Below are 15,027 nucleotides of genomic sequence, written 5' to 3' on the forward strand. Positions count from 1 at the left end.
TTATTAAAACTCCTAAACCTCCATAATGATCGGCAGAATCATGGGATTACGCTTCATGCGCTTCCAAAGGAAATCGCTTAAGCTGTCCCGGATAATATTCTTGATTTTACCCCAGTCGTTGATTTTGCGTTCCAGGCAGTCCTGAACTGCATCATTTACAATGGCTCTTGCCTCTTCCATCAGATCCTCAGATTCTCTTACATATACAAATCCTCTGGACACGATGTCCGGTCCTGCAAGAAGCTGATTGGAATATTTCTCCAGAGTCAGCACCACCACAATAATTCCGTTCTGTGCCAGATTCTGTCTGTCTCTTAAAACGATATTTCCTACATCACCAACTCCAAGTCCGTCTACCAGGATCCCTCCGGACTGAACGTGATCTACAACTTTCCAGGATTCCGATCCCAGCTCCACTACGTCACCGGAGGACATGATAATTACATTCTCTTTAGGAATACCCATGGACTGAACCACACTCTTTTGTGCAATTAAGTGGCGGTATTCTCCATGTACCGGAATGGCGTACTGTGGACGAACCAGGGCATACATAAGCTTAATCTCTTCCTGACATGCGTGTCCGGATACATGGGTATCTTCGCAGATTACCTCAGCACCCTTCATGGAAAGCTCGTTTACTACCTTGGAAACTGCTTTTTCATTGCCAGGAATCGGGTTGGAGCTTAATATAATTACATCATTTGGCTTAATGGAAACCTTCTTATGAGTACTTCCTGCCATACGGGAAAGAGCTGCCATGGATTCTCCCTGACTTCCCGTAGTGATTAAAACGGTCTGCTCATCGGGATAATTCTTCAGCTGATCAATGTCTATTAATGTGCCTTCCGGGATATCAATGTAACCCAGTTCACTGGCCGTACCAATTACATTAACCATACTTCTTCCTTCAACTACAACCTTACGCCCGTTCTTTGCAGCGGAATTGATTACCTGCTGCACACGGTCCACGTTGGATGCAAAAGTTGCCACTATAATACGGTTATTCTTATGGTCTGCAAATATATTATCAAAGGTCTTTCCAACCGTCTTTTCCGACTGGGTAAAGCCTGGTCTCATGGCGTTGGTACTGTCACACATGAGGGCAAGCACACCTTTTTTTCCAAGTTCTGCAAAACGCTCCAAATCTGCCGGTTCTCCAAAAACGGGTGTATAGTCAATCTTAAAGTCTCCTGTATGAAGAATTACACCTGCCGGTGAGAAAATAGCAAGGGCAGATGCATCGGCGATGCTGTGGTTTGTTTTGATGAATTCAATACGGAAGCAGCCTAAATTAATGGACTGTCCATGTTTAATCACCTTTCTCTTGGTGTTTTTCAAAAGATTATGTTCTTTTAATTTGTTCTCGATTAATGCGATGGTCAGTTTGGTACCATAAACCGGCACATTGATCTCTTTTAAAATATAAGGGAGCGCACCAATATGATCCTCGTGACCATGGGTGATAACAAATCCCTTTACTTTATTAATATTTTGTTTCAAATAGGAAACATCCGGGATTACCAGGTCAATTCCAAGCATATCATCTGTGGGAAATGCCAGTCCGCAGTCCACAACTATGATGCTGTCCTCGTATTCAAAAGCAGTGATATTCATACCAATCTGCTCCATTCCTCCTAAGGGAATGATTTTTACTTTCGCGTTGCTGTCTTGTTTCTTCAATCTTTTACCTCCGTTTTATTATTTCCCGTCCTGATCTTCTTCCATTTTCTCCCGGCATTCCCTGCAGTACCCGTGAAGTTTCACTTCATGATCTGTTACCATAAACCCCTCTGTATCAAGAAGTGCCTGTTCCAGAGTATCTAAAAGGTCGCCCTTAAAGGAAAATACTTTTTGGCATCGGCTGCAAATGGCATGGTGGTGGTGATGTCCGGACTCACGATTAAAGCCCCCCAGTTCGTAGCGGGCAAATCCATCATCAAAGCTGACCTTATCAATCACTGACAAATCCACCAGCACCTGTACAGTCCTGTAAATCGTGGCAAGTCCGATCTCCGGGCAGCTCTGTCTGGCCAGATCATAAATCTCCTCTGCAGTCAGATGTTCTCCCGGACGCTCAGCCATGAGTTCCAGCACCAGCATACGCTGATTGGTCACCTTGAGTCCTTTTTTTCGAAGCATATCTTTAAAAACTTCCTGTTCCATACAACAGTCCCTCAATCACTTACCATCATTTTTCAATATCCACATCCGCTCCGTCAAGCAGTTCGGAAAATATTTTAAATAAATAATCTATCTCGTTATCATCCTCAACAAACTCATACAAAGCTTCTTCTTCATTCTGCTTTGACATGTCTTTTAAGATGTAACATTCTCCATCTTCGTCCTCATCTGTGGAATCAGTTACCAACAGATAATTCATACCATTAATTCTGGTTTCTTCTAACACATAAAAACCAATTTCTTCCCCTTCGTCATTGGTCAGGGTAATTTTTCTCTCTTCACTGTTCATTGCCTGTCTCCCGTTTTAAACTGTCTAAATATCCCTGCAGAATCAATCCTGCTGCCACCTTGTCAATGACTGCTTTCCGGTTTTCCCGTCTCACACCGCTCTCCATTAAAATTCTCTCAGAAGCGGCCGTAGTCAGTCTCTCATCCCATAAAACCACAGGAAGTCCTGTCCGGCGTTCCAGCATATCTTTAAATTCCTCAGTCTTCTTAGCTCTGTCTCCAGCCGTGTTATTCATATTCTTAGGATAACCCAAAACAATGGTTTCAATCTCATAATCCTGAATCAGTTCCTCAATCCGGGCACAGGTTCTTCTCAGTTTATTTTCTTCTTCTCTCGTAATTGTCTCCACACCCTGGGCAGTTATACCCAGTAAGTCGGAAACTGCAACTCCCACAGTCTTAGAACCGTAATCAAGTCCCATGATCCTCATATTTCCTCTTTCCTGTCCATGCTTTTTGGACATAAAGGTATGTTCGTAGAACGCTCCTCTTTCCTGTCCATGCTTTTTGGACATAAAGGTATGTTCGTAGAACGCTCCTCTTTCCTGTCCATGTTCTCTGGACATAAAGGTATGTTCGTTAGAACGCTCCTCTTTCCTGTCCATGCTTTTTGGACAACAAAACAAAGCTGGTTCGCAGCCAACTAGATAAAAACAAACTGCCAGACTCCGCCTCTTACCACTTCATCTGACAGCTGTAACGCATTGCAAAGGTCTTATAGAGTTGAAACCTACCCGACAGACACCCATTGGCGTCATTACTTTAACTTCGTATCAATATATACCCGCATCAGTTCTTCCAGAATCTCGTCCCGTTCCACTTTCATGATCAGACTTCTGGCATTCTTATGGCTGGTGATATAGGTAGGGTCACCTGACATAATATACCCCACAATCTGGTTAACCGGATTATAGCCTTTTTCTGTGAGGGCAATATAAACCTGTTCCAGTACCTGACTTACGTCCAGCTTATTTTCCTGGACTGCTTTAAAAAATTGTGTATTATGAATATCGCCCATGTTTCTCACGTCCTTTAACTGTTCTCCTATATTTTAAACCATAATCATGGATTCGGCAAGACAAAAATAATTTTTGTCTCTTAACATTTTAAAAATATGATTTCATCTGTCAGCATTTTCCATAAAGTTCCCTTTATCATCCTGCCTTTTATTCCTTCTTCAAAAGGGACTGCTGCTTTGATATATTCCTTTGTATGGCCAATCAGATAACGCTTTCCATCCACCTCATATTCCTCTTCCATCAGCACTTCGGTCTGACTTCCCAAATGAGATTTACGGTAAGAAAGTGACATCTCCCGTTCCAGAGACAGAAGCTCACCGCTTCGTTTTGTTTTTACAGATTCCGGGATCTGATCCGGCATATCTGCCGCTCTGGTTCCGTTTCTGACCGAATATTTAAACACATGCATTTCGTAAAACTGGAGTTTTTTTAAATATTCCCTGGTGGTTTCAAATTCAGCGTCGGTTTCCCCAGGAAACCCTACTATGATATCGGTTGTTATGGCAGGATTCTTAAATGCACTGCGAAGAAGCTCACAGCCTGTTAAGTATTCTTTGGTGTTATATCTCCGGTTCATACGCTTTAACGTGGCATCACAGCCGCTTTGCAAAGACAGGTGGAAATGAGGACATATCTTTTCCATACTCGCAAGAGCTGTGGTAAATTCTTCGGTTATAATCCGTGGTTCCAGGGAACCCAGACGGATTCGTTTGATTTCCGGTATTTCATGTACTTTTATAATTAATTCCAACAGACCGATTCTCTCCTCTGCCGGAAAATCCATTCCGTAAGAGCTTAAATGAATTCCCGTTAAAACTGCTTCCTCATATCCCAGAGCCGCCAGCCGTGTGATCTCTTCCACCACTTCCTGGGGCTTTCTGCTTCTGACCCGTCCTCTGGTGTAAGGGATGATGCAGTAACTGCAGAACTGATTGCAACCGTCCTGTACCTTTACAAATGCTCTGGTGTGATCTCCGATTCTGCTGATGGAAAGGTTCTCATATTCAGCGGTATGGCTGATGTCAATCACTGTTTCTTCCTGAGTCACTTTGTTCTGTGTAAAGTAATCCTCCAGAATGGAAACCAGCTCTGTCTTCTTGTTATTTCCTATCACCAGATCCACTGCTTCGTCTTTTTTCAGTTCCTCGCCTGCCGCCTGGACATAACATCCAGCTGCAATCACGACTGCACCGGGATTCATTTTCTTGGCGCGGTGAAGCATCTGTCTGGATTTACGGTCAGCAATGTTGGTTACTGAACAGGTGTTGATAATATAAACATCTGCTCCCTCTGCAAATGGTACAATCTCATAGCCTGCGTTTTCCAAAAGCTGCTGCATTGCTTCTGTTTCATATGAATTTACCTTGCACCCAAGGTTATGCAGGGCTGCCTTTCTCATTTTATTTTCTCCTATCTAAATATTGCTTAAATTTTCAGTATTTTCATGTAAAATTACCATTGACTTTTATACAATAAATCAGTAGTATTGAAGTGAAAAAGGGGCGGTTCCCTGATTAATAAAAGAGCTCACGCAAGGAGGTTTTTCACATGAAAACAGTTCGTATATCTTTAAATTCCATCGACAAAGTAAAATCTTTCGTAAATGACCTGACAAAATTTGATACAGACTTTGATCTTGTTTCCGGCAGATATGTGATCGATGCAAAATCCATTATGGGTATTTTCAGCCTGGATTTATCCAAGCCGATTGATTTAAATATTCATTCCGAAAGCGCTGTCGATGAAATCTTAAACATTTTATCTCCATATATTGTAGATTAACTTGTTAAGAGTTATTTGAGAAATGGGATCCGTCCTTTTAATAAGGAGCCGGACCCCATTTTTTCTTTAACACCAGACTTTTTCTACGGTACGAATGGCCGTCTCAACCAGCTCATCAATCTTTTCTTCCAGTTTTTCTTCTGAACGCTCAATCATTTTAATGCTTGGCTTGGTAACGGGGTGCTTTGCAACAAAGATGGTGCAGCAGTCCTCGAAAGGAAGTACAGAAGTTTCATAAGTTCCGATCTTTTCTGATACGTCAACAATCTCCTGCTTATCAAAACCGATTACCGGACGAAATACCGGAATTGTACAGGCTGCATCTGTAGCTGCCAGTGACTGCATGGTCTGTGAGGCAACCTGTCCGATACTTTCTCCTGTGATTAATGCCTGTGCTCCTGCTTCTCCTGCCAGATGCTCAGCAATCCGCATCATATAACGTCTCATGATGATTGTAAGTTCCTCATGAGGACATTTGTCATAAATATATAGCTGAATGTCAGTAAAATTCACGATATGAAGGTGAACTGGTCCGGAATATCTGGATACCAGTTTTGCAAGGTCAATAACCTTTTCCTTTGCCCGTTCGCTGGTATAGGGCGGAGCATGGAAATAGACTGCATCAATTTTAACTCCCCGCTTTGCAATCATATAACCGGCTACCGGACTGTCAATTCCACCGGATAATAAAAGCATGGCTTTTCCGTTGGTTCCTACCGGCATTCCGCCTGGCCCCGGAATAATTTTGGAATATATATTAATTTTATTTCTGACTTCTACATAAAGCATAACATCCGGCTTATGAACATCTACCTTTGTGTCAGGAAATGTATGAAGAATTACTTCTCCCAGATCCCGGTTAATCTGTTCTGAGTTAACCGGATACCGTTTGTTTCCTCTTCTTGCATACACTTTAAATGTAAAATGCTTATCGTCGTAGTACTGATCCACATAAGTTAAAACCTGTTGTTTTAAATCCTCATAACCATTGTCCTCCACCTGAACCATAGGGCAGATGGCTGCGATTCCGAATATGCGGCTTAATGATTCCACAACTTCATCAAAGTCGAATTCGGACTGGGCAGTGGCATAGATACGTCCTGATTCCTTGGAAACGATAAAATCTCCATCCAGCCTTTTTAATGCATGGCGGATGTGTGCCACAAGAGCATCCTCAAATAAGAAACGGTTTTTTCCTTTCACACCGATTTCTGCGTATTTAATTAAAAATGATTGATATTGCATCTGTTGTCCTTTCTTTTAAAAACCCATTTAACCTCTCTGGTACCGCCTGAGTACAGGCAGCAGTTCCTTTAAGGTTTGTATGCAGTAGTCCACTTCTTCCCTTGTATTAAAAACTCCGAAACTAAATCTTAAGGTGGAATCCAAAAGTTCCGGTTTTATACCAATTCCTTTTAAGGTTCCGCTGACAGCCGGATGATTGGAGGAACAGGCAGAACCTGAAGATACATAGATCTCTTTCTCCTCCAGTGCATGAAGGAGTACTTCACTGCGGATTCCGGAAAAGCTGGCACTGACAATTTGTGGTGCCGACAATTCTCCTTTTAAGCTGTTTATGGTTACCCCATCTATTTCTGACAGCCTGTCAATCAAATAATCCTTAATTTCTGTAATTGCACGGATTTTCTCTCTGTGATTGGTATACATAAAGTTTGCGGCAGCAGACAAACCTGCAACACCCGGAACATTTTCCGTACCGGAGCGCATACCTCTTTGCTGGCCTCCGCCATAAATCATAGGTCTTATTTTAACCCGTTTATCAATGTAAAGAAAACCGATCCCTTTCGGGCCATGTATTTTATGGGCGCTCACTGAGAGCAGATCAATTCCCTGGCTCTTCGGCCGGATCAAAAGCTTCCCATACGCCTGTATGGCATCTACATGGAATAAGATGTCTGGATTTTTCTTTTTTATAATTTTAGAAATGGCTTCCACTGGTTCAATGGCGCCGATTTCATTGTTTACATACATGATGGAAACCAGAATCGTCTCAGGACAGATTGCTTCCTCCAATTCTTCCAGGTTAATATGGCCCTGCCTGTCAACGGAAAGATAAGTCACCCGAAATCCCTGTTCTTCCAGATAGGCAAGAGGATTATAGACGGAAGCATGTTCAATTCCAGTACTGATAATATGGTTTCCCGCCCGTTTATTGGCCATGGCAGTCTCGATAATAGCCATGTTGTTGGACTCGGAACCGCCGGATGTAAATACAATTTCCTTTGCAGCCACCTTTAAAGTTCCTGCAATGGTTTCGGCGGCTTCTTTGATATACCGTTCCGCATCCAATCCTTTTTTATGCCTGGCTGATGGATTTCCATAATCCTCCATCATTGTTTTTATTACAATTTCTTTCACCGGCTCCAGAACTTTGGTACTTGCCGAATTATCAAAATATGCTTCCATTTATGTCATCTCCCTAAACACTTTCCAACTGAAAACCAAGTACAGAAAGAACAAAAAGTCCTGCTGTTTCCGTGCGTAAAATTCGTTTTCCCAGTGTAATTGTATGTGCGCCGTAGGATTCTCCAAGTTCCACTTCCCCGTCTTCAAAGCCGCCTTCCGGTCCGATGAAAATCCCAACTTTCATCCCCGGGTTTATGCGGGAAACAATCTCCCTTGTGTGCACCATTCCTTCGGCATGTTCAAAAGGAAGCAAAAGAATGTCAAATTCCTTTGCAAATTCAAACGCTTCCCGTAGAGTCTTTACACCGGTTACTTCCGGAATCAAAAGCCGTTTGGACTGCTTGGCCGCACTTTCAGAAACAGCCGTCCAGCGTTTGATTTTTGACTCCTCTTTCTTCTTATCAAGCTTCACCACAGCGCGCTTCGTTTCAACCGGAATAATCTTAAAGACTCCCAGTTCCACTGCCTTTTGTATGATCAGTTCCATCTTGTCGCTTTTGGGAAGTCCCTGAAATAAATATATCTCCACAGGCAGCTCTGTGCCGCCTTCCCGGATCTCTATTATCTTTGCTATAACCTCATCAGAAGAAATGGACAGAATTTCACACAAATAATCCTTATCCACTCCATTGCTAAGCAAAACTTCTTCCCTAGGTCCCATGCGAAGAACATTTTTTATATGATTCACATCCGTTCCGGCAATCCGGACCGTGGTCTCCCCGATCTGATCCTGCTGCACAAAAAAATGATACATATACCGTTCTCCTATTTCTTTCTGACTGTTACAGAAACCCACTCTCCCTGATAGGTAATCTCCACCAGTTCAAAGGCATCGTTGGCAGCAAATGCCTGCTTTACAGCTTCTTCCTTCATATTGATGATACCGGAAGTAATAAAGACAGTTCCTTTCTTCATATGAACCGGAATTTCCTTCTGTAAGGGAATAATGACATCAGCCAGAATGTTGGCGACTACCACATCATATTTTTCAAAGCCTGCGGCTTCTTTTACATCTTTATCATCAATTATATTGCCTTTTAAAACTTTAAATTTCTCCGGATCGATATGATTGGATTCCATATTTTCCATAACGGCAGTAATGGCATTTTCATCTAAGTCTGTTCCGAATACTTCACCTGCCCCAAGCTTAAGTGCTGTAATTCCCAGAATCCCGCTGCCGGTACCCACATCAAGAACAAGGTCACCCGGTTTTACATATTTTTTTAACTGACGGATGCAAAGCTGTGTGGTCTCATGCTGTCCTGTACCAAAAGCAGTACCTGGATCAATTTCGATCAATAGTTTTTCTTTATGCTCTTCGGGGATCTCCTCCCAGGTAGGTTTAATTAAAATATCGTCAACAGTAAATGGTTTAAAATACTGTTTCCAGTTGTTAATCCAGTCTTTGTCCTCAGTCTCGCTGGTTTCAATGGTACGGGCTCCCAGGTCCGTAAACATGGAAAGCTCATCCAGTCCCTCTTCCACCTTTATTAACATCTCTTCTATATTGATATCAGAGTCCGGATCTAAGTAAAAGCTGACCCTCGCCACGCCCTCATCAGGGGGCAGTTCCGGAAGAATGTCAATGAACATCCCTTTCGTTTCCGCTTCTGTAAGAGGAATGTTGTCTTCGATTTCAATTCCTTCAATTCCAATTTCATCAAACATGCTGCTGACTAAATCAACAGCCTCCGTTGTTGTCGTAAGAGTAAATTTTTTCCATTTCATAACAATTCCCTATCCTTTTATAATTTTCACAAAGAGACACAATAAAACCACAAGTACAACAGGGCGTACAATCTTCAGCCCGTTTTTCACCACAAGTCCGGAACCGATGTAATGTCCTGCAATACAGAATACACCAGCTGCAAGACCAAGTGGAATTAAAACTTTACCATTTATTAAAAATGTTGTCAGAGCCGCAATGTTGGAAGATAAATTAATCACCTTGGTGGTTCCGGAAGCACTTCTGATATCCATTCCTGCAAGACCGGTCAGTACAAGAAGCAAAAACGTTCCCGTTCCAGGCCCGTAAAAGCCGTCATAGCAGCCAATCACAAGGGCAGCCCCCATGGTGATCAGAATCATTTTTCTCTCAGATACTTCCTTATTTTCTTCCTGCTCTCCAAAATCTTTATTTTTTAAAACATAAAACGCAACAACCGGCAGTGCCACCAGCATCATGGTTTTTAACACCGTCTCACTTGCGAGCATGGATAAATGGGCTCCAATGACAGAACCTCCTATTGCCAGAAGTGCTGCGCACAAAGACAACTTCACTTTAATATAACCATTTTTTGCAAACCGTGCCGTAGAGACCACAGTCCCCATGGCAGATCCCATCTTATTGGTACCGATTGCAAGATGAGGCGGTATTCCCGCAGCAAGAAAAGCAGGCAGTGAAATAAGTCCTCCTCCGCCGGCAATGGAATCTATCAGTCCAGCCAGAAATACAAGAGGACACACAATTAAGTATTGATTCATCTTCTGTTTCCTTTCTTTTGTCGAATCCTTTTCGAATAAAAATCCTTCACAAGGAAAACCACATGATATCATAACATACAATGATATGGGTTGCAAGCGCAGAAAATCAGGCTTTCTCCGGTTTATTCCGGAAAAAATATATTTTTTTTAATTTTTTTTAAAAAGAATGCAATAAAATTTCCACTTGGTGCATTAACTAATTGAACGGATGAAAAAGACTTTTGTTCCGTAGCAGATATAAGGGCAAAAAAACATATCAAGTAAACGAAATTCCTTGATGCATTACACCCCATCACACCCGCCTGAGTATCTGTGACCGGAACAGAATCTTTTTTACAAAATTACAATCTAAAGGCAATTAGAATTTGTAATGAAAAACAGGAGAAATTTGGAACGGCTGATTATTCAGTCATCTCAAATATCTCCTGTTTTTCGTTTATGCAAAAAAGGTTTTACGGAACCCATGCTCCGTCAGCCCCCACCTTATAACCATCCGGCGTGACTGTATTCAAAAGAAGCCGGCCCTGTGTTCCGTCAGACATGGTGTTAAAATAATATGCCTTTTTGTCGATCAGCTGCCAGCCAGTTCTCATGGCACCAAGCATTCCATCATCAACGGGATTAAGATAATACTTTGCGCCATTCTGATCCGAATACCAGCCTGTGACCATGTGTCCCCCCTGATCAAAGCGGTACCATCTGCCGTTTATAAATTTCCAGCAGTTGGAAGGCCATGTGCCGTCACTGTACTGAAACCACCAGCCTGCAGGACTATAATACCACCCTCTACCGGTACTGCGGTTTCCCGGACCGTCATCATCGTCATCCTCATCATCCCAGAAGTCAAAATAATCATCTGAATTACCTGGTCCGCCGATTTTGGTGCCGGAGCCATTCCAGCCCGGAAAATCCCTGGCAGTCTGGCTATTATCCGCCCATGCATTCATGGACAGCAGGATTATCATTCCTGACAATACTGCTGCCCATATTAATTTTTTTCTTACCCCTTTCATACCTTCTCCCTTCTCCGTAACATGTACTTTCAAAGGCTTTATTTAAAAAGTCCCTTCTTTTTATGTTTATCACTGTCCGGGTTGCCGTTCATGGCTTCATCGAAACTCTTCAAAGCTTCTTTTTGCGCCTCAGTCAGACGTTCTGGTACGGAAACCACCAATGTAACATAGTGATCGCCTCTGACAGCACGGTTACGTAAAGTAGGAACGCCTTTTCCTTTTAAGCGTACCTTGGTATCTGTCTGGGTTCCTGATTTAACTTCGTACTCCACATCGCCGTCTACGGTTTTTATCAGTATGGTACCGCCAAGTGCTGCTTTTGCAAAGGAAATGGGTACGGTGGAGAAAATGCTGGTATCCTGGCGTTTAAATATGGGGTGATTGGAAACCACGGCTTCAACCAGAAGGTCTCCCCTCTCTCCGCCATTGGTACCTGGCTCACCGGCTCCAGCCAGTCTTACGGACTGTCCGTTGTCAATTCCGGCAGGAATGGTGACTTTGATCTTCTTTCTCTTTGTGATATATCCTGTACCATAACAGTCCGGACATTTTTCCTTAATTACCTTACCGGTACCGCCGCAGTCCGGGCAGGTCTGTACGTTCTGGATCTGACCAAAGAAGGACTGCTGGGTGTACATAATCTTGCCTTTCCCGTTACACTTGGGACAGGTTACCGGTGATGTACCCGCTTTTGCACCGCTTCCATGGCAGGAAGCACACTCTTCCTTAAAATTGATCTCGATCTCCCGTTCGCAGCCGAAAATCGCTTCTTCAAAGCTGATGCGGATGCTGGTTCTGATATTTGCTCCCTTTAACGGGCCGTTATACTGGGCGCTTCTTCTTCCGCCCCCAAAGATATCTCCAAAAATATCCCCGAAAATATCTCCCATATCGGAGCCGCTAAAATCAAAGCCGCCAAAACCGCCTGCTCCGCCGCTTCCATCAAATGCAGCTGAACCAAACTGGTCATACTGGCGTCTCTTATCCGGGTCGCTTAAAACGCTGTAAGCCTCCGAAGCCTGTTTGAATTTCTCTGCAGCAGCAGTATCTCCAGGGTTCGTGTCCGGATGGTATTTTTTAGCCAATGCGCGATAGGCCTTCTTAAGTGCTGCATCATCTGCATCTTTGGAAACGCCAAGGATTTCATAATAATCTTTTTTACTTTCTGCCATCTTAGGTCTACCTCTCATAATTGTAAGGAATTTATTCCTGCGGAAAAAGTGCTGTATTCCTACAACACTTTCCCCAAAGCCCTGTCAAACGACTTATTATTAAACTTCTTTGTAATCTCCGTCCACAACATCGCTGTCCTGGTAAGAAGCACCTGCTGCTCCCATGTCAGGACCTGCGCCTGCGCCTGCCTGAGACTGTGCCTGCTCATAAACCTTTGCAAACAATGCCTGAGCGCTGTTCATCAGTTTTTCGCGGCCTGCCTTAATATCTTCAACCTGAGCATCGGTCATATCTTCTAATGGTGCTCTGTTAATTGCTTCTTTTAATGCATTTAAATCAGCTTCAACCGTTGCTTTGTCTGTATCTGCGATCTTATCTCCAACTTCCTGAAGTGCTTTCTCTGTCTGGAATACCATGGAATCTGCATCATTTCTTGCATCAATGGCATCCTTGCGTTTCTTATCCTGAGCCTCGTATTCAGCTGCTTCTTTTACAGCCTTATCGATATCGGAATCGGACATGTTGGATCCGGAAGTAATGGTGATATGCTGCTCTTTTCCTGTTCCTAAATCTTTTGCGGAAACGTTAACGATACCGTTGGCATCAATATCAAAGGTAACTTCGATCTGAGGAACACCTCTTCTTGCTGGTGGAATTCCATCCAGACGGAACTGTCCGAGAGTCTTGTTGTCTCTTGCGAACTGTCTTTCACCCTGTACCACATGAATGTCTACTGCTGTCTGGTTATCTGCTGCAGTAGAGAAAACCTGGCTCTTCTTTGTAGGAATGGTTGTGTTTCTCTCGATCAGTCTGGTAGCCACGCCGCCCATTGTCTCGATGGATAAGGAAAGCGGAGTTACGTCAAGAAGAAGGATATCGCCTGCACCTGCATCGCCTGCAAGCTTGCCACCCTGAATACATGCTCCGATTGCTACGCACTCATCTGGGTTTAATGACTTGGAAGGCTCTTTGCCTGTCAGCTGTTTTACTTTCTCCTGAGCTGCCAGCATACGGGTAGATCCGCCAACTAACAGTACTTTTCCAAGCTCTGCTGCTGTCATTCCTGCATCTTTTAATGCGCTCTGTACCGGAATGGCAGTACGCTCGATTAAGTCAAGTGTCAGTTCGTCAAATTTAGCTCTGGATAAGTTCATGTCCAGATGCTTAGGACCTTCTGCTGTTGCAGTAATGAAAGGTAAGTTAATATTGGTTGTGGTAGAAGAAGATAATTCTTTCTTTGCCTTCTCAGCAGCTTCTTTTAATCTCTGCATCGCCATCTTGTCACCGGACAAGTCAACGCCTTCTGCCTTTTTGAATTCATCCACCATCCACTGTGTCAGACGGTTATCGAAATCATCTCCACCTAAACGGGTATCGCCGTTGGTAGAAAGTACCTCAATTACTCCATCACCGATTTCGATGTTGGAAACGTCGAATGTACCGCCGCCTAAATCGTATACCATGATCTTCTGTTCTTTTTCATTATCAAGACCATAAGCAAGTGCTGCTGCTGTCGGCTCGTTGATAATACGTTTTACATCAAGACCTGCAATTTTTCCTGCGTCCTTGGTTGCCTGACGCTGTGCATCGTTAAAATATGCCGGCACGGTAATAACTGCTTCTGTAACTTTTTCTCCTAAATAAGCCTCTGCATCTGCTTTTAATTTCTGAAGAATCATTGCAGAAATTTCCTGAGGGCTGTAGTTCTTTCCATCAATGGTAACTTTATAATCGGTACCCATATGTCTCTTGATGGAAGAAATGGTACGGTCTGCATTGGTTACTGCCTGACGTTTTGCAGGTTCACCAACCAGTCTTTCTCCATTCTTTGTAAATGCAACAACTGACGGTGTTGTTCTAACGCCTTCGCTGTTTGGGATTACAACTGGCTTACCGCCTTCCATAACGGCTACACAGCTGTTTGTTGTTCCTAAGTCAATTCCAATGATCTTACCCATAGTTTTTTCCTCCTATTTATTAAACAAAATTGTGAGAGTTTCTGATTTATAATTAATTAGCTACCTGAACCATGGAGTGTCTTACCACGGTATCCCGATAGGTGTAACCTTTTTGAAGTTCCTGGGAAACTACATTCTCTCCAAGAGAATCATCCTCCACATGCATAACCGCATTGTGGTAATTGGGGTCAAATGGCATTCCAACCGCTTCGATGGGCTTAACCCCTGCCTCATCCAGAGTTTTCATCAGCTGCTTATAGATCTTTTCCATACCGTCAGCAAAAGGTGATTCCTTATCCGCTTCCGGAATCGCTGCCAGGCCCCGCTCAAAATTATCAACTACGGGGAGAATTCTTTCTATAATGTCCTTTGCTCCGATTTCAAACATGGCAGATTTTTCTTTTTCAGTGCGTTTTCTAAAATTATCAAATTCAGCCATGGATCTTTGAAGACGGTCTGTAAGCTCCTCAATCTTCTCATCTTTCGGATCTTTTTTCTCTTTCTTCTTACCGAAAAAGCCTTTCTTTTCCGGCTCCTCTTTTGCATCGTCTTCCGGCTCTGCTGTCTCTTCCTGTTCCTGGGAACATTCTTCCTTACCGTCGCAAGTAACGTCTATCTCTTTTTCAGAGGAAACGGCATCTTCCTGATTTGTCGTCTCTTCTGCCAGATTCTCGTCTGTTTTAACATCTTCCATGCTCAATA

The 15,027-nt window shown here is 43.1% G+C and carries 16 protein-coding genes; 1 reads left to right on the top strand and 15 read right to left on the bottom strand.

Annotated elements, in window-relative coordinates:
• Positions 1 to 12: 12 nt before the first annotated feature.
• The 6 genes from BXY41_RS10025 to mtaB form a co-directional block, all read right to left on the bottom strand.
• Positions 13 to 1,680 carry a ribonuclease J gene (locus tag BXY41_RS10025; protein WP_104436684.1) on the bottom strand — a complete coding sequence of 556 codons (1,668 nt, stop codon included), beginning with the start codon at positions 1,678 to 1,680 and terminating at the stop codon, positions 13 to 15.
• Between the two features lie 18 nt (positions 1,681 to 1,698).
• Positions 1,699 to 2,163: a Fur family transcriptional regulator gene (locus BXY41_RS10030; RefSeq protein WP_104436685.1), complete on the bottom strand. Its 465-nt coding sequence runs from the start codon at positions 2,161 to 2,163 to the stop codon at positions 1,699 to 1,701.
• Positions 2,164 to 2,188: 25 nt separating this feature from the next.
• Positions 2,189 to 2,470 (bottom strand): DUF1292 domain-containing protein, encoded by a 282-nt coding sequence (locus BXY41_RS10035; protein WP_104436686.1) that lies wholly within the window; start codon positions 2,468 to 2,470, stop codon positions 2,189 to 2,191.
• On the bottom strand, positions 2,460 to 2,900 hold the full coding sequence (ruvX, locus tag BXY41_RS10040; protein ID WP_104436786.1) for a Holliday junction resolvase RuvX: 441 nt from the start codon (positions 2,898 to 2,900) through the stop codon (positions 2,460 to 2,462). Before ruvX ends, BXY41_RS10035 begins: the two co-directional genes overlap by 11 nt.
• A 326-nt stretch (positions 2,901 to 3,226) precedes the next feature.
• Positions 3,227 to 3,487 (bottom strand): IreB family regulatory phosphoprotein, encoded by a 261-nt coding sequence (locus BXY41_RS10045; RefSeq protein ID WP_104436687.1) that lies wholly within the window; start codon positions 3,485 to 3,487, stop codon positions 3,227 to 3,229.
• Positions 3,488 to 3,567: 80 nt separating this feature from the next.
• Positions 3,568 to 4,887, bottom strand: coding sequence for a tRNA (N(6)-L-threonylcarbamoyladenosine(37)-C(2))-methylthiotransferase MtaB (gene mtaB / locus BXY41_RS10050; protein WP_104436688.1), 1,320 nt, complete (start codon positions 4,885 to 4,887; stop codon positions 3,568 to 3,570).
• A gap of 149 nt (positions 4,888 to 5,036) precedes the next feature.
• Here mtaB and BXY41_RS10055 point away from each other — a divergent pair, with 149 nt between their 5' ends.
• Complete coding sequence (locus tag BXY41_RS10055; RefSeq protein ID WP_104436689.1) at positions 5,037 to 5,270, top strand: HPr family phosphocarrier protein; 234 nt, start codon at positions 5,037 to 5,039, stop codon at positions 5,268 to 5,270.
• A gap of 66 nt (positions 5,271 to 5,336) precedes the next feature.
• Here BXY41_RS10055 and thiI read toward each other — a convergent pair whose 3' ends face one another.
• From thiI to grpE, 9 genes are all read right to left on the bottom strand, one after another.
• Positions 5,337 to 6,515, bottom strand: a complete 1,179-nt coding sequence (thiI, locus tag BXY41_RS10060) for a tRNA uracil 4-sulfurtransferase ThiI (protein WP_104436690.1) — start codon at positions 6,513 to 6,515, stop codon at positions 5,337 to 5,339.
• A gap of 27 nt (positions 6,516 to 6,542) precedes the next feature.
• Positions 6,543 to 7,697 carry a cysteine desulfurase family protein gene (locus BXY41_RS10065; protein WP_104436691.1) on the bottom strand — a complete coding sequence of 385 codons (1,155 nt, stop codon included), beginning with the start codon at positions 7,695 to 7,697 and terminating at the stop codon, positions 6,543 to 6,545.
• Between the two features lie 13 nt (positions 7,698 to 7,710).
• Positions 7,711 to 8,451, bottom strand: coding sequence for an RsmE family RNA methyltransferase (locus tag BXY41_RS10070; RefSeq protein ID WP_104436692.1), 741 nt, complete (start codon positions 8,449 to 8,451; stop codon positions 7,711 to 7,713).
• A gap of 11 nt (positions 8,452 to 8,462) precedes the next feature.
• Positions 8,463 to 9,425, bottom strand: coding sequence for a 50S ribosomal protein L11 methyltransferase (gene prmA / locus BXY41_RS10075; RefSeq protein ID WP_104436693.1), 963 nt, complete (start codon positions 9,423 to 9,425; stop codon positions 8,463 to 8,465).
• Positions 9,426 to 9,434: 9 nt separating this feature from the next.
• Positions 9,435 to 10,181 (bottom strand): sulfite exporter TauE/SafE family protein, encoded by a 747-nt coding sequence (locus BXY41_RS10080; RefSeq protein ID WP_104436694.1) that lies wholly within the window; start codon positions 10,179 to 10,181, stop codon positions 9,435 to 9,437.
• Positions 10,182 to 10,633: 452 nt separating this feature from the next.
• Positions 10,634 to 11,194, bottom strand: coding sequence for a glucan-binding protein (locus tag BXY41_RS10085; protein WP_104436695.1), 561 nt, complete (start codon positions 11,192 to 11,194; stop codon positions 10,634 to 10,636).
• Positions 11,195 to 11,232: 38 nt separating this feature from the next.
• A complete protein-coding gene (gene dnaJ / locus BXY41_RS10090) occupies positions 11,233 to 12,366 on the bottom strand; it encodes a molecular chaperone DnaJ (protein WP_104436696.1) in 1,134 nt (377 codons plus the stop codon).
• Between the two features lie 99 nt (positions 12,367 to 12,465).
• Complete coding sequence (dnaK, locus tag BXY41_RS10095) at positions 12,466 to 14,325, bottom strand: molecular chaperone DnaK (RefSeq protein ID WP_104436697.1); 1,860 nt, start codon at positions 14,323 to 14,325, stop codon at positions 12,466 to 12,468.
• Positions 14,326 to 14,377: 52 nt separating this feature from the next.
• On the bottom strand, positions 14,378 to 15,025 hold the full coding sequence (gene grpE / locus BXY41_RS10100; protein ID WP_432765508.1) for a nucleotide exchange factor GrpE: 648 nt from the start codon (positions 15,023 to 15,025) through the stop codon (positions 14,378 to 14,380).
• Positions 15,026 to 15,027: the final 2 nt, after the last annotated feature.

Source organism: Lacrimispora xylanisolvens, from assembly GCF_002934545.1.
GTDB lineage: Bacteria > Bacillota > Clostridia > Lachnospirales > Lachnospiraceae > Lacrimispora > Lacrimispora xylanisolvens.

Bases quoted from the DNA above. Each gene is read 5' to 3' on its own strand.
- BXY41_RS10030 (WP_104436685.1), bottom strand. From the start codon at position 2,163: ATGGAACAGGAAGTTTTTAAAGATATGCTTCGAAAAAAAGGACTCAAG.
- BXY41_RS10035 (WP_104436686.1), bottom strand. From the start codon at position 2,470: ATGAACAGTGAAGAGAGAAAAATTACCCTGACCAATGACGAAGGGGAA.
- ruvX (WP_104436786.1), bottom strand. From the start codon at position 2,900: ATGAGGATCATGGGACTTGATTACGGTTCTAAGACTGTGGGAGTTGCA.
- BXY41_RS10045 (WP_104436687.1), bottom strand. From the start codon at position 3,487: ATGGGCGATATTCATAATACACAATTTTTTAAAGCAGTCCAGGAAAAT.
- mtaB (WP_104436688.1), bottom strand. From the start codon at position 4,887: ATGAGAAAGGCAGCCCTGCATAACCTTGGGTGCAAGGTAAATTCATAT.
- BXY41_RS10055 (WP_104436689.1), top strand. From the start codon at position 5,037: ATGAAAACAGTTCGTATATCTTTAAATTCCATCGACAAAGTAAAATCT.
- thiI (WP_104436690.1), bottom strand. From the start codon at position 6,515: ATGCAATATCAATCATTTTTAATTAAATACGCAGAAATCGGTGTGAAA.
- BXY41_RS10065 (WP_104436691.1), bottom strand. From the start codon at position 7,697: ATGGAAGCATATTTTGATAATTCGGCAAGTACCAAAGTTCTGGAGCCG.
- BXY41_RS10070 (WP_104436692.1), bottom strand. From the start codon at position 8,451: ATGTATCATTTTTTTGTGCAGCAGGATCAGATCGGGGAGACCACGGTC.
- prmA (WP_104436693.1), bottom strand. From the start codon at position 9,425: ATGAAATGGAAAAAATTTACTCTTACGACAACAACGGAGGCTGTTGAT.
- BXY41_RS10080 (WP_104436694.1), bottom strand. From the start codon at position 10,181: ATGAATCAATACTTAATTGTGTGTCCTCTTGTATTTCTGGCTGGACTG.
- BXY41_RS10085 (WP_104436695.1), bottom strand. From the start codon at position 11,194: ATGAAAGGGGTAAGAAAAAAATTAATATGGGCAGCAGTATTGTCAGGA.
- dnaJ (WP_104436696.1), bottom strand. From the start codon at position 12,366: ATGGCAGAAAGTAAAAAAGATTATTATGAAATCCTTGGCGTTTCCAAA.
- dnaK (WP_104436697.1), bottom strand. From the start codon at position 14,325: ATGGGTAAGATCATTGGAATTGACTTAGGAACAACAAACAGCTGTGTA.